Origin of the sequence: Stenotrophomonas sp. A3_2 (assembly GCF_036624925.1) — a bacterium.
GTDB lineage: Bacteria > Pseudomonadota > Gammaproteobacteria > Xanthomonadales > Xanthomonadaceae > Stenotrophomonas > Stenotrophomonas hibiscicola.
Window position 1 is genome coordinate 72,188 of sequence record NZ_JAZKVY010000380.1, and the last position, 14,545, is coordinate 86,732.

Sequence of the window (14,545 nt, forward strand, 5' to 3'; positions counted from 1 at the left end):
CGCCTGCCATGGCTGGCGCGCCACCAAAGCCTCAGCAAGGCACAATGATCCCGTTTTACTTTCGCAAGGACGAGGAGAACCGCATGGACGTTACCCGCAGGGTTTCACTCTGCGTGGCGCTGGCGCTCGCTGCAGTTGCTGGACACGCCGCAGCCGTCGAACAGGTCCAGCTGCCGCCGATGAAGGGTTACCAGCAGGCCCACCAGAGCACCGACGCACAAGGCAACCGCATCACCGAGTACGTGCCGCAGGGCCAGACCGTGCAGGACTGGACCGACATGGTTACCGTCAATGATGCGCCGAACAGTGGCCATGTGAGTCCGCGCGAGTTCCTCGGCATCATCGAGGCGGGGTGGCGCATGGCCTGTCCGGCTGCGCAGAGCCACTGGATCCGCGAAGGCGAGGAGGGCGGACGGCCATTCGCGCTGCTGATGCTCAGTTGCCCGCTGAACCCCGGCACCGGCAAACCGGAGTTCACCTGGATCAAGGGCATGCAGGGCAGGCAGGGCTTCCACACCGTGCAGAAGTCGTTCCGCGCCGAACCGGAGAAGGACGACGTCGTGCAGTGGATCGGCTGGCTGCGCGAGGTTGGCTTGTGCGGCAGCGGCGACGCCCCGGCCTGCCGCTGATCGCAGCAGAAGAGGGCGCCCAGCGGCGCCCTTCATGCATCAGAAGCGGTGCGTATAGCCGCTCATCACGCCGAACTGGTTCGCCTTCTGCACGATCGGGCTGTCGGCGGCATCACCGAGCAGGCGCGTGCCTTCGGCCGAGATGTACCAGTTGCCGTTGCGGCCCACGCGGTGGCTCCACTTCAGGCCGACACCGGCACTGACCAGGCCGGCCTTTGGCTTGTGCTCGGCAAAGCCGGTACGCGCTGCCTGTTCCGGGCTGACGCCGTACCAGGTCTGCATGTAACCGCGGTTGCCGTAGTCGGTGGACACGCTGCCGCTGACCACGCCGCCGGCCAGGTCGAACAGCGGCATGCTCAGGTTCAAGTGCACCTGCTGGGTGGCCAGGCCGTTCTCGGCCTTGTCCTCGTCCTTGCGGGTGAACTGCCAGGAGCCGCTCAGCACGGCTTCGCCCAGCGTATAACCAGCCGAGACGCCGACCAGGGGACGGGTATCGATATCACCCATGCCGCGCAGGAAGTCGGAACCGCCGAGCAGCGAGTCCTTTTCCTTGCGGATGCCGCTGGCGCCGACATACGCGCGCACGCGGGTGTGCTCACCGATGGAGGTGCCCCAGCCAATGCCACTGGTGCCCAGAAACCAGCCACCGGGCGAGGTGACATCGAAGGATAGCGACGGCGTCGCACGATACTCCTCGCTGCCGCTGTAGCGCGGTGCCACGCCGCCACCGGCGGCGAGCTCGAAGGTCCAGCGGTCATCCTGGGCGTAGGCGGTCGGTGCGGCGAACAGCGGCAACAGGGCCAGGCAGAGCAGGGCGGGGGAACGGCGAAGCTGGGACATGGAAACTCTCGACAATGGGAGGAAGGCAGCGCGCGCATCCGGCGAGTGCTGCAGGGTCGCTAGCGTGGCGATACGCCGGCGACCGATCCGTCCGCAGTTGTGCGGGAGTTGTAATCAACTGTAATTGCACCCAAGGGCGTTCAGCTGGCAGCCAGCGGCCAGTGCATCTCCAGGCGCGCGCCGCCCAATGTGGCGCGGCTGATGCGAAGCTCGCCGCCGTGGCGGACGGCAATGCGGCTGACGATGGCCAGGCCCAGGCCGAAGCCCCCGGTATCGCGGCTGCGGCTGTCATCCAGGCGGGTGAACGGGCGCATCACCTTCTCGCGATCGGCTTCGGCAATGCCGGGACCGTCATCATCCACGCGCAGGCAGGCGCGGCCGCTGACACCGACCAGCGAGACTTCCACCTGCGAGCGCGCATGGCGCAGCGCATTGCCGACCAGATTGCTGAGTGCCAGCTGCAGCAGGCGTGGTTCGGCATCCACCCGTGGCAACGCACTGGGCTGCACGCGCAGTACCACCCCGGCACGTTCGGCATCACGGCGCGCATCGGCCAGGCAGGCCTGCAGCCAGTCATTGGCTTCGATACGCTGCATCGGTTCGCCTTCGCTGGGGTGCTCCAGGCGCTCATACGCCAGCAGTTCGCTGACCAGCCGGTTGAGCTCGGCCAGATCGCCGTGCAGCCCCTGTGCCAGCCGTGCACGGCGTTCGTGATCGTCGCTGTCCTGCATCAGGTCCAGGCCGAAGGCCACGCGCGCGATCGGCGTGCGCAGCTCATGCGAGATCGCATGGGTCAGGTCGCGCTGGCGCTGCACCAGTTCGGCCACGCGTGCCGCCATGCGGTTGGAGTGGTCGACGATGACCCGGATCTGCGAGCGTGGCGAGACCTGCGCACGTGCCTGCAGATCGCCAGCGCCGATGCGGTCGGCGTGCAGGCGCAGCGCTTCCAGGTCGCGCCAGAGCAGGCGCACCCACGCGTACAGGCTGGCGCCCACCAGCAGCAGGATGCTGAGGTAGGCGGCGATGGTCATGTACGTCGTCATCTGCACCGCGCCAGGCAGGCGCAGGTGCAGCCAGCGGCCATCGCTGCCCTCGATGGGCAGCAGGACCTGCTGGTATTGATCGCGCACGATGAAACCATCGGCCTTCACGGCCACCTGTTCCTGCGCGTCGAGTGCTGGAGGTTTGTCGAGCAGGGTCAGGGCGATGCCGTAGTGTGGCTGCCACTGCTGCAGGCGCTCACGCTGCTGGTCGGCATCCAGGCCGGCCAGGCCACTGCGCAGGGCGTACACCTGACCACGCACCTGCTGGACGAAGACGCGATCCTGCACGGGCGTGTAGATGCCATCCAGGATGTGGTTGAGGAAGAACACCGACACCAGGAAGCAGGCACCCGTGATAAACCACAACCACAGGAACAGCCGCTTCATGCCGTCCAGGCCGACGGATTGAACTGGTAGCCACGGCCCCACACGGTCTTGATCCGCCGCGGTTCGCGCGCATCATCGCCGAGCTTGCGGCGCAGCTTGCCGATGCTGACATCGACACTGCGGTCCAGGCCGTCAAAGCCGATGCCGCGCACCGCCTGCAGGATATGGTCGCGCGACAGGATCTGCCCCGGCTGGCTGGCCAGCAGCCACAGGATCTCGAATTCCGTGGTGCCCACGTCCACCACCGCGCCGTGCAGGTGCACTTCGCGCTGCATGCGATCGATCAGCAGTTGCCCGTGCATCAGCCGGCTGGGCGTGCCGGTGGTGCTGCTGCCATGGCGGCGGCGCAGCAGGGCGCGCAGGCGGGCCAGCAGCAGGCGCGGCTCGATCGGCTTGTGCACATAGTCATCGGCACCCGACTCCAGGCCCAGCACCTGTTCGATGTCGTCCTCGCAGGCGGTCAGCATCAGGATCGGCACATCGGAAAAGCTGCGGATCTGCCGGCACACATCGATGCCGCCCAGGCCGGGCAGCATCAGGTCCAGCACCACCAGCTCCGGCACGTGCTGGCGGCAGGCCGCGCCCGCAAGGTCACCGCGGGCCACATGCCGCACGGCAAAGCCATGCTCGTGGAGGTAATCGCTGACCAGTTCGGCCAGGCGGCGGTCGTCCTCCACCAGCAGCACCGAGGTGGGTGAGTGGCTGGGCGCAGGGGTCCAGGAAGATGGCTGCATGCGAGGGGCCTCCGTGCCCGGGCAGGAGCGCCCGGCGGCGAAGCCTAGCAACGGTCCATGACGACTGCCTGAATCGCGACCAACCTGATAACCGTGGGTACGGCCGTCATCGCCAGTGGCTTTCAGCGGCGGCCCGCGGCTGGCCTATGGTGGCCGTTTCCCCGGATGGAGCCTGGCCCGATGAGCGACCCGCAGTGGCAACTGGAAACCCTGGCCGTGCACGGCGGCTACCGTCCCGACCCGACCACCCGCGCAGTGGCCGTGCCGATCTACCAGACCGTGGCGTATGCGTTCGACGACACCCAGCACGGCGCCGACCTGTTCGACCTGAAGGTGCCCGGCAACATCTATACCCGCATAATGAACCCCACCACCGACGTGCTGGAACAGCGCCTGGCCGCGTTGGAAGGCGGCATCGGCGCGCTGGCGCTGGCCTCGGGGCAGGCCGCGATCACCTACGCCATCCAGACCATCGCCGAAGCCGGTGACACCATCGTCGCCTCCAGTGCGCTCTACGGTGGCAGCCTCAATCTGCTGGCGCACACGCTGCCGCAATACGGCATCCAGGCGCGCTTCGCCGACCCGGCCGACCCGGCCGCGTTCGCCGCGCTGATCGACGAACGCACCAAGGCGGTGTTCGTCGAATCCATCGGCAACCCGCGCGGCAATGTCACCGACATCGCCGCCATCGCCGAGGTCGCGCATGCCGCCGGGGTGCCGCTGATCGTCGACAACACGGTGGCTACGCCCTTCCTGCTGCGCCCGTTCGAGCACGGCGCCGACATCGTGGTGCATTCGCTGACCAAGTACCTGGGCGGGCACGGCAACAGCCTCGGCGGCGCGATCATCGATTCCGGCCGCTTCGATTGGGCGGCGCAACCCACGCGCTTCGCGCGGCTCAACCAGCCCGACCCCAGTTACCACGGCGTGGTCTATACGGAAGCGTTGGGGCCGGCAGCCTACATCGGCCGCGCGCGGGTGGTGCCATTGCGCAATACCGGCGCAGCGCTGTCGCCGTTCAATGCGTTCCTGCTCCTGCAGGGCATCGAGACCCTGGCCCTGCGCATGGAACGCATCAACGCCAATGCACTGGCCGTCGCGCAGTACCTGAAGGCGCACGCCAAGGTAGCGTGGGTGCGCTACGCCGGACTGGCCGACGACCCCGAGCACGCCGCCGCGCAGCGCTATCTGGGTGGGCACGGCTCGGGCGTGCTGACCTTCGGCCTGCCGGGCGGGCGCGAGGCAGGCGCACGTTTCCTTGACGCGCTGAAATTGTTCACCCGCCTGGTCAACCTGGGCGATGCGAAGTCACTGGCCACCCATCCGGCCTCGACCACCCACCGCCAGTTGGATGCGGCGGAACTGGCCAAGGCCGGCGTCAGTGAAGACACCGTGCGGCTGTCGATCGGCATCGAGCACATCGGCGACCTGCGCGCCGACCTGGAGCAGGCCCTGGCCGCAGCCTGATAGCCGCGCGCTTGGTGCATATCGCCACAGGCGATCACCACCGGTGGCGCGATGCGCTACGGTGGAACTGCCTCTCCAAGGCGTGGCAACGTGGCGATCCAGATCCCCGGTCGATGCGGGTCGACCGGGGTTTTTTTGTGTCGCCGTGTCGACCAAGGTCGACACCCACCAACAGCAGCGGGGACCCACCCCGCCATCCCACGGATAGTCAGCTTTTGCCTTTGCCTTTGCTGTTGCCTTGGCAGGTGCAGGGCTGCAAGCCCTGCCGCACCCACACCCCTCACACCACCGGAATGCTGTGCTGCCCCAGATTCCGGTACGGCGGTGTGGACATGATCATCTCCGCCAGCGAATACGCCAGCTCACGTTCGGCCATCACCGTGCCATCGGCACCATGCTCCAGCAGATGCTTCACTTCCGCATCGCTGTGCGCACGCGCCAGCAGGGTCAGGTCCGGGTTGATCGCCCGCAGCTTGGCCAGCGCCTCACCGGCTTCCAGCGGCTGCGGAATCGCCAGCACCGCAATCTTCGCCCGCTCAGGATGGGCCTCGGCCAGCACCCGGTCGGCCGCCGCACTGCCGCGGATCGCCGCCAGGCCCTTGGCGTGCGCCGCCTCGACGTGTTCCTTGTTGTCATCGATCACCAGCACCGGCACGCCACGGTCGCTCAGCACCTGCGCCAGTTCGCTGCCGACCCGGCCATAGCCGATCACGATGGCGTGGTCATGCAGGTCCCGTGACGGGCCGATGGCTTCAGGCGGCTCGGGTGCCTGCGGGGACCGCTCCTGCTTGGCCTGCCAACGGTCGAGCAGGCCGAACACCAGTGGGTTGAGCATGATCGACACCAGCGCACCGGCCAGCACCAGCGACTGGCCTTCCTTCGGCAGGATCTGCAGCGCCACGCCCAGGCCGGCGATGATGAAGGCGAACTCGCCGATCTGTGCCAGGCTGGCCGAGATGGTCAACGCGGTGCTGGTCGGGTGGCCGAACGCACGCACGATGAAAAATGCCGCCGCCGACTTGCCGAACATGATGATGGCGACGGTGGCCAGCACCTGCCACGGATGCTGGACGAGGATGTTGGGGTCAAACAGCATGCCGACCGAGACGAAGAACAGCACCGCGAACGCATCGCGCAGCGGCAACGAATCATGCGCGGCCTTGTGGCTCAGCTCCGATTCGTTGAGCAGCATGCCGGCGAAGAACGCGCCCAGCGCGAACGAGACACCGAACAACATGGCCGAACCGAACGCCACGCCCAGCGCGATCGCCAGCACCGACAGAGTGAACAGCTCGCGCGAACCGGTACCGGCGATACGTTCGAGGATCCACGGGATGACCCGGCGCCCGACCACCAGCATCACCGCCACGAACAGGCCCAGCTGCACGAAGGTCCAGCCGATGTCGGCCAGCACGCTGCCGAGCGAGTGCGACTCCTTGGCCGCGTCGGGGCCGAACACGCCGGCCATCACCGGCATCATCACCAGTGCCAGCACGCAGGCCAGGTCTTCCACGATCAGCCAGCCGACCGCGATCTTGCCGCGCATGGTCTCCAGCAGACGGCGTTCCTCCATCGCCCGCAGCAGCACCACGGTACTGGCGGTGGCCAGCGAGAAACCGAAGATGACGCCATGGATGGCGGGCCAGCCCATCAGCGAGGCCACGCCCCAGCCGAGCAGGGTGGCGACCGCGATCTGCCCGATGGCACCGGGAATGGCGATGGCCTTGACCGCCATCAGGTCCTTCAGCGAGAAGTGCAGGCCGACGCCGAACATCAGCAGCATCACGCCCAGCTCGGCCAGCTGGTTGGCCAGCGCCTGGTCGGCGACGAAGCCGGGTGTGAACGGACCTACGCAGATGCCAGCAACCAGGTAACCGACCAGAGGAGACAAGCGGAGCTTGTTGGCCAGCGCGCCGAAGATGAAGGCGAGCCCCAGGCCAACGGCCACGATGTTGATCAGGTCGGTGTCATGGTGCATCGGCACTCGCAGGAAATCGGGGGAATGCCCCGATTTTCACCGATGCGGCCACATACGGCAAACCCGGCCAGCGTATCGGATCGTTGCGTGGGCGGAGCCATCAGTGGTCGGCGTCCGACCTGGCGTGTGCGGGGCGGTCGAGGGTGGCGCTGTCGGGATCGGACCTGTTTGGGGTGGCCAGTGGCTCTGGACCGTGAACCGCAGCCAGGCCGACGCCACCCGAGAAAGGCACGGGAAGGGGATGGGTTCGATACGCGGCGGTGCCATCGCAGGACCCTTTGCCCCTGTGCGCCAAGGTTTTCAGTCGATGCGACAGCATCCAAGGGCCGGTGGCCGGCCGGGAGGCGCAGGCGAGGGGGCTGAAGTTTGCAATCTGGCGGAGGGTTCCTCGAGTCCGGAACACGTCACCATGTGTCCGCTACTCCGTTCTGCTGACCAATCAGAGGGGCCTGCTCTCTCCAGACCGCATGGGCGAACGACCACATGAAGCTTCCCGCCATTGACGTAGTGATTCAGGCGATAGGTCAAGACACAAGCTCGGCGCCCCTGTCCCGCTTGCTCCTTGATCTGGAAATTGGTGAGCGCGACTTTCGTCACTATCCGTTGAAGTTGGCGGGAATGCGGTTCTGGACTGACGAGGAGAATACGCTGCAGTTGGAATTCAAGGACGTCGGGCTGCTGGTGGACATTCCTTGCCACGACCTGGACGAAGGGCCCTGGGTACTGACGAGCGTAGCGCTCTGGGGAGCGAGAGTGAGTAAGAAGAACAAAGTCAGGAAGGAGAAGCCTGCCTACTCAGGCCCGTTGCCCTGTGGACTGAGCTTTTCCATGCTGCGCCAGCATGTAAGGGAGCGACTCGCCGCGTTGAGTGCAGGGAATGCTGTTGAAATGGGACTTGATGGTGAGGGGGATGTCTGGTGCGTCAGTGGCTTGGAGCTTGCGGTTGATTTCTCTGGTCCAGATGACTCGATTCGCTGCATCTCGTTGAGCATCCCCATCAAGCGTAGCGATCACCATCCGCAAGCGCTACGTAGGCGCATCACGCCCATACAGATAGGCGGAATTTCATGAATCATCCCACCGTTGAAGAGTTCATCGCCGCGATCGGTAGAGATTCGGAATCGAAGGAGCTCGAAACCATCTTTTCCAGGATCGGAATCCAGCTTCAGAATCTGGATGATTACCGCCTGGGTGTCAGTGGTCGCCGGATCTGGGCAGATGACGCTGCTGGACTGCAGCTTGAATTCAAGGATGCCGGTCTGGTCTCAGAGACCGCCTATCACGACATCGATGATGGCCCCTGGATGCTCACCGACGTGATCTTCTGGGGCTGGCGAAATGACACCGGCACCCAGTATGAAGGGCCGATGCCTTTCGGCCTGAACTTCCTGATGTCCAGGGACCAGATCAGGTCGGACGCATCTGCCGATCTGGGGGCGCCAATGGTGTTTGGTCTGTCTGGCAATGTCGACGCATGGATGCTCGGAAAGCTGGAGCTGGCTGTCGACTACGACGGTGAAAGGGGAGTCCGCTGCGTCAGCCTGGGGCTGCCACAAGAGGAATGAATGGACCTACAGGCGATAACGGCCCTGTTTGGCAGAAGCGCCGCTGACCCAGCCGTCTCAACGATGCTGCAGTCGCTTGGCGTCAGGCGAAGGCCAGAGCTGGCCCGTCCTGCCAAAAGCCCTTACGAGGCGATTGTGCGTGTGAGCGCGCGGGGCATGCTGTTCTCCTTCAGCGAGCGCAACTACTGGAACGGGCGATCCATTGCTTCGCACGGCAAGAGCGGTGAGCTGATCTTCACCAACGTTGCGGTGACGGCCGGCATTCCGGATGTCATGCGCAGGTACGAAGGCGACCTGCTGTTTGGCCTGCAATGGGAGGACGATAGGGCGACAGCGCGCGAAAGGCTCGCCACGGCGGGCTTTGGGGACAGCTGGCACGCCGGCAGGCGTGACGCGTGGTGGTTGCCTGACTACCGCATCCGTCTGACGTATCAGGCTGGATGCATCAAACAGGCAGGAGCGTGTGGGATCTTTGATATCAGCTTGGGAATTCCCATGCATCCATTGGCTTGCGCACCGGCAACGCGCGAGTACCCTTCGGCGGAGCAGGTGCTCGCTGTCCTCGGCAGATCGACCAATGACCCCGATTTCCAGGTCGCGTTCCGGGATCTTGGTCTTGCGAGTCTGATGGCGGAGGCGAGCAGCGAGGTCGTTGATAGAGCCGACGAGCATGGCTTCATCCTTTACTTTGACAGTAGGCAGGGCGTGCCCGGTAGCCATCCGGTATGCACCGGCATCAGTTTCGTCCGCGATCGACTGGGAAACTCAAGAGCCTGGGCTGGGCCGCTGCCATTCGGCCTTCAATTCGATGATCCGCCGTCCATTCTCGAAGAGCGCATGGATCAACGAGCCAGTCGTTGGCTTGATGAAGGAACGTTTGGCAGCGCGAGGTGGTCGCTGCCTGGTCTTCAAGTGAGCGTGAATTTTGACAGTCTGGACAACTGTCTCGAGTCTGTCCGTGTAATCGTAGAAGGTCATCGCACGCCCAATTGCCAGCCGCGCGGCTGACCTTGCCCGCAGCACATAACAAAACACCCGCCGGATCACTCCGGCGGGTGTGAGAGATGTGGCTAGGAGTTGTCGGCCAGCGGCCGGCACTACCAGAGACTCGCTTACCAGGTGTACTTGATCCGCCCGTACACATACGCGCCGTTGAAGCCGAACGGCGAGTAGTTGCTGTAGGGCAGCATGCCGAAGGTGGAGTTCTGCAGGTCTTCGGTGCGGTCCGGGTACTTGTCCAGCAGGTTGTCGGCGCCCACGGTCAGGGTCCAGTTGCTGCTCGGCTTGTAGCTGGCCGAGGCATCCACCACCCAGGCATCGCCGTAGGTCTGGTCGCGCAGCGCGGTGGCCGAGTTGCGCACGGTGAACTTGCCGTAGCGGGTTGCGGCCAGGCCCAGTTCCCAGTGATCCGAACGCCAGGTGCCACTCAGGATCGCCTTGTCGCGCGGGTAGCTGTCCTCGATGCGGCCGATCTCATCACGGCCGATCAGCGACTGGGTCAGGCCCAGCGTGCCGAACACCGCTGGGGTGCCGCCGACACGGCGCACTTCGGTGTCGTTGTAGCTGTACGCAGCGGTCAGCTCCAGGCTGCTGGCGTTGAACGGCACCGTATAGCTGGAGACGAAGTCGACGCCGCGGGTGCGCGTATCCAGGCCGTTGGTGAAGTACGAGAACGCGGTCACCTGCGGCAGGCCGAGGGTGCCCAGCAGCGCGCTGGTGGCGGCGTTGGTGGTGATGCTGGACGACAGCGCGATGCGGTCATCAATGTCGATCTGGTACGCATCGACGGTGATGTACAGGCGGTCGACCGGCTGCAGCACCAGGCCCAGGCTGTAGGAGGTGGAGGTTTCGGCCTTCAACGGCGAGGCGCCCAGCGCCTGCGCGGCCGGGCTGGTGGTCGGGAAGGTGCCACGCTCGACGAACACGCCATTGAGGAACTGGCTGGTCACCGCCTGGTAGCCCTGCTGCGCCAGCGAGGGCGCGCGGAAACCGCTGGAGGCGGTGGCACGCAGCGTGACCTTGTCGGTGAATGCATAGCGCGCCGACAGCTTGCCGGAGAAGCGGTCGCCGAAGTCCGAGTAGTCCTCGTAGCGGCCGGTGATGCCGGCCGAGAACTTCTCGGTCAGGTCCGCTTCCAGGCCGGCATAGACCGCGTAGTTGTGGCGGTCGGCATGCACTTCATTGGTCGGGGTGAAGCCCGCGAAGCCCTGCGCGCCGCTGCCGGTGTACGAGTTCAGCTCGCCCGGGTTCTGGTCCCACTTTTCCTTGCGGTACTCACCACCGAAGGACAGCGTGACCGGGTAGGCCAGGCCCCAGTCCAGTGACTTGGTCAGGTCGGCATTGAAGATGTCCTGCTGGTACTTCAGCGTGCCGTCGTAGAACGAGCGCGGGCTGGTGGCGCCGAGGCTGTAGTTGATGCTGTTGCGGGTGTGGAAGTCGAGGGTGTTCTCGCCGTGGTTCAGGCTCAGGTCCCAGGTCCAGCCGTTGTCGGTGTTGCCCTTGACCCCGGCCACCAGCGAGCGGTCCTTGGAGTACTGGTTGATCTCCGGCACGTAGCCGTCCGGGTAGGTCTGCGCCAGCAGCGCGCTCTGCCCGCTGTGGTTGCGCGAACGGTAGAACGCGAACGAGGTGATGTCGCGGTTGCTGAGCAGCGCGCTGGCGTAGCCGGTCACGTGGTCGCTGAAGTCGAAGCTGGCGTTGGCCGAGGCGGCGGTGGCATCCACGCGCGGGTCGCCGACGATGAAGGTCTTCTGGCCGATGCTGGGGAAGTTGCCGGTGTTCGGCGTGGTGCCGCGGTACGGGCCGGCGCGGTTGCTCTCGTCCTGCTGGCTGATCTGGCCAGCCACGTGCACGCGACCACGGCCGTTGCCGAACTCGACGCCGGTATCGCCGGAGAGCTGGTACTTGTTGCCGTCACCGGCCGAGTACTGGCCGTAGTCCACGGCCAGGCTGCCGCCACGGCCGCTGCCCTTGAGCACGATGTTGATGACGCCTGCAATGGCGTCCGAGCCGTACTGTGCCGACGCACCGTCGCGCAGCACTTCCACGCGCTCGATGGCGGCGATCGGGATCGCATTGATGTCCACCGCCGACGAGCCACGGCCGATGCTGCCGTTGACGTTGATCATCGCCGAGGTGTGGCGGCGCTTGCCGTTGACCAGCACCAGCACCTGGTCCGGCGACAGGCCGCGCAGCTGCGCCGGGCGCACGCCACTGGTGCCGTCGGTCAAGGCCGGGCGCGGGAAGTTCAGCGAGGGCAGGGCGCGCGACAGTGCGGTGGCCAGCTCACTGGTGCCGGTGGACTGCAGCACTTCAGGGGTGATGATGTCGATCGGCGACTGCGATTCGGCGACCGTGCGGTCGGCCACGCGGGTGCCGGTGACGATCACCGTGTCCAGGGTATTGGCGGCGGTGCCGGCCTGCTGGGCAGCGGCAAGGAACGGAGAGCCACCGAGTGCGACAGCGACGGCGGCGGCGATCAGGCTGGTCTTGCGGGTCATCGGGATGGGGCTCCGGTTGGCGGGGGCGGCACCGGACTCGACATCACGGGGGTGAGGCGGACGGCGGTTGTTGCGGTGCGCAATACAGCAATTAACGGGATATTCAGTGCCTGTCAAATGCCGGTCATCGAAAAAAACGTTGCAGCAGCAACCATTTAGCCAGGACCGGCACCGGCGGGGAGGAGACCCGGGACGCGCGCGACGAGGACGTGGGAGAGAGGAACGTCGGCCACTGCGCATCCCGGGGCGCGTCAAGTATTCGTTAACGCTAGAATTACGTCGCAGGAACAGTGCTCACCAGCACATTCCATCCGGTTATATGGACCCCTCCCCCGATGATCTCCCTTCGTAATTTCGCCTTGCGCCGCGGCGAGCGGCTGCTGTTGTCCAATGTCGACCTGACCCTGCACGCCGGTTACCGGGTGGGCGTGGTCGGCCGCAACGGTGCTGGCAAGTCCAGCCTGTTCGCGGCGGTGAAGGGCGAGCTGGAGGCCGACAAGGGTGACGTCGACCTGCCCGGCAAGGTCCGTATCGCCAGCGTGGCCCAGGAAACCCCGTCGCTGCCGGACCCGGCGCTGAGCTTCGTGCTGGGCGGCGACACCGAGGTGGCCGCGGTGCTGGCCGAAGAGGCCGAGGCGACCGCGCGCGAAGACTGGGAGGCGGTGGCCAACGCACACACCAAGATGGCCGAGATGGGGGCCTACGACGCCGAAGCGCGCGCCGGCAAGCTGCTCCACGGCCTTGGTTTCCCGGCCGAGACCCACCACCGCGCGGTCTCCTCGTTCTCCGGCGGCTGGCGCGTACGCCTGAACCTGGCCCGCGCGCTGATGATGCCCAGCGACCTGCTGCTGCTGGACGAACCGACCAACCACCTGGATCTGGACGCGGTGTACTGGCTGGAACAGTGGCTGCTGAAGTACCCGGGCACCCTGCTGCTGATCTCGCATGACCGCGAGTTCCTCGACAACGTGGCCACCCACACTCTGCACCTGCACGGTGGCGGCGCCAAACTCTACCCGGGCGGCTACACCGATTTCGAGCGCCAGCGCGCCGAACAGCTGCGCCAGCAGCAGATCGCGCACGAGAAGGAGCAGGCCGAGCGTGCCCACCTGCAGAGCTTCATCGACCGCTTCAAGGCGCAGGCCAGCAAGGCCGCGCAGGCGCAGAGCCGCATGAAGCGCCTGGCCAAGCTGGCCGGCACCGAAGCGGTGCGCGCCGAGCGTGAGTTCCGTATCGAGTTCGCGCCGCCGGCCAAGCTGCCGTTCTCGCTGATCCGCCTGAACCACGTCGAGGCCGGCTACGGCAAGGACGCGGTGATCCTGCACAACGTCGGTTTCGGCCTGGAAGCGGGCCAGCGCATCGGACTGCTCGGCCCCAACGGCGCCGGCAAGACCACCCTGGTGAAGACCCTGGTGGGTGAACTGGCGCCGATCGTCGGCGAGCGCATGGCGCACCCGGACCTGAAGATCGGCTACTTCGCCCAGCACACGGTGGAGTCGCTGCACGAAGGCCAGTCGCCGATGGAGCACTTCCGCGAGATCGCCCCGGACGCACCGAACCAGTCGTTCCGCGACTTCCTCGGCAAGTGGAACTTCCCGGGTGACCGCGCGTTCGAGCCGGTCGACGGCTTCTCCGGTGGCGAGCGCGCACGCCTGGCGCTGGCGCTGATCGCCTGGCAGCAGCCGAACGTACTGCTGTTGGACGAACCGACCAACCACCTTGATCTGGAAATGCGCGAAGCGCTGGCCGAAGCATTGGCCACCTTCGAAGGCGCGATCGTGATGGTCTCGCACGACCGCCATCTGATCGGCCTGGTCTGCGATACCTACTGGCGCGTGGCCGATGGCGTGGTCGAGCCGTTCGATGGCGACCTGGATGCCTACGCCGCGTGGCTGCGGACCCGCCCGCAGGCGCAGGGCACCAAGGCGCGCATGGAACAGGTGGAAGAGCCGGTGGTGGTCAAGACCGCCCCGGTGGCGCAGGTGGTGCAGAAGAAGCCGGTGAACCCGCACAAGCTGGCCGCGGCCGAGGCCAAGGTGGCCGAGCTGGAAGGTGCACTGGCCGAGCTGGACCGGCAGCTGGCCGACCCGGCCAACTACGCCGATGCCACGCGCATGGCGGTACTCGGCCGTGACCGCGAAACCGCCGCGGCGCAGCTGGAAAAGGCCGAAGCCGCCTGGATGGAACTGCTCGAGTCCTGATGCCATCGGTAGCGGCCGGGCCGGCCCCGCGCCCGCCACCCCACCCACAACACCCCGGGGCGCGCTACCGGCTGCCAAATCGCCCGGGCGCTGCCCCCGCCGCTACCCACGTTCCCTGCGTTTCATCCCTTCGCCTGCAGCCACTCGCGGAACCGCTTTTCCTGCTCGCGCTCTGCAATCGAGCGCAGCCGCGTGAGCCAG

General features: G+C 66.1%; 11 protein-coding genes. 6 read left to right on the forward strand and 5 right to left on the reverse strand.

Annotated features, from left to right (window positions below):
* Positions 1–44: 44 nt before the first annotated feature.
* Positions 45–629 (forward strand): hypothetical protein, encoded by a 585-nt coding sequence (locus R5H29_RS22505; RefSeq protein WP_227844783.1) that lies wholly within the window; start codon positions 45–47, stop codon positions 627–629.
* 39 nt (positions 630–668) lie between these two features.
* Here R5H29_RS22505 and R5H29_RS22510 read toward each other — a convergent pair whose 3' ends face one another.
* The 3 genes from R5H29_RS22510 to R5H29_RS22520 form a co-directional block, all read right to left on the reverse strand.
* Entirely contained in the window at positions 669–1,469 is an 801-nt protein-coding gene (locus R5H29_RS22510; protein ID WP_155030006.1) for a MipA/OmpV family protein, read from the reverse strand.
* Between the two features lie 140 nt (positions 1,470–1,609).
* A complete protein-coding gene (locus tag R5H29_RS22515; protein ID WP_164145446.1) occupies positions 1,610–2,899 on the reverse strand; it encodes an ATP-binding protein in 1,290 nt (429 codons plus the stop codon).
* On the reverse strand, positions 2,896–3,633 hold the full coding sequence (locus R5H29_RS22520; RefSeq protein ID WP_332329881.1) for a response regulator transcription factor: 738 nt from the start codon (positions 3,631–3,633) through the stop codon (positions 2,896–2,898). The genes R5H29_RS22515 and R5H29_RS22520 overlap by 4 nt, the downstream gene beginning before the upstream one ends.
* Positions 3,634–3,813: 180 nt before the next feature.
* Between R5H29_RS22520 and R5H29_RS22525 the strand changes: the two genes are divergently transcribed.
* Entirely contained in the window at positions 3,814–5,100 is a 1,287-nt protein-coding gene (locus tag R5H29_RS22525; protein ID WP_332329882.1) for an aminotransferase class V-fold PLP-dependent enzyme, read from the forward strand.
* 280 nt (positions 5,101–5,380) lie between these two features.
* Here the strand turns inward: R5H29_RS22525 and ybaL are convergent, their stop codons facing one another.
* A complete protein-coding gene (gene ybaL, locus R5H29_RS22530; protein ID WP_332329883.1) occupies positions 5,381–7,078 on the reverse strand; it encodes a YbaL family putative K(+) efflux transporter in 1,698 nt (565 codons plus the stop codon).
* 483 nt (positions 7,079–7,561) lie between these two features.
* On the opposite strand from ybaL, the gene R5H29_RS22535 reads away from it, so the two are divergent.
* From R5H29_RS22535 to R5H29_RS22545, 3 genes are all read left to right on the forward strand, one after another.
* On the forward strand, positions 7,562–8,149 hold the full coding sequence (locus R5H29_RS22535; protein WP_332329884.1) for a hypothetical protein: 588 nt from the start codon (positions 7,562–7,564) through the stop codon (positions 8,147–8,149).
* On the forward strand, positions 8,146–8,643 hold the full coding sequence (locus R5H29_RS22540) for a hypothetical protein (RefSeq protein WP_171953478.1): 498 nt from the start codon (positions 8,146–8,148) through the stop codon (positions 8,641–8,643). Before R5H29_RS22535 ends, R5H29_RS22540 begins: the two co-directional genes overlap by 4 nt.
* A gap of 156 nt (positions 8,644–8,799) precedes the next feature.
* Positions 8,800–9,651 (forward strand): hypothetical protein, encoded by an 852-nt coding sequence (locus R5H29_RS22545; RefSeq protein WP_332329885.1) that lies wholly within the window; start codon positions 8,800–8,802, stop codon positions 9,649–9,651.
* A gap of 104 nt (positions 9,652–9,755) precedes the next feature.
* Here R5H29_RS22545 and R5H29_RS22550 read toward each other — a convergent pair whose 3' ends face one another.
* The gene (locus R5H29_RS22550) at positions 9,756–12,143 is read right to left on the reverse strand and encodes a TonB-dependent receptor (RefSeq protein WP_332329886.1); all 2,388 of its coding nucleotides are present in this window, start codon (positions 12,141–12,143) and stop codon (positions 9,756–9,758) included.
* A 335-nt stretch (positions 12,144–12,478) separates the two neighbouring features.
* On the opposite strand from R5H29_RS22550, the gene R5H29_RS22555 reads away from it, so the two are divergent.
* On the forward strand, positions 12,479–14,344 hold the full coding sequence (locus tag R5H29_RS22555) for an ABC-F family ATP-binding cassette domain-containing protein (protein ID WP_019660143.1): 1,866 nt from the start codon (positions 12,479–12,481) through the stop codon (positions 14,342–14,344).
* Positions 14,345–14,545: the final 201 nt, after the last annotated feature.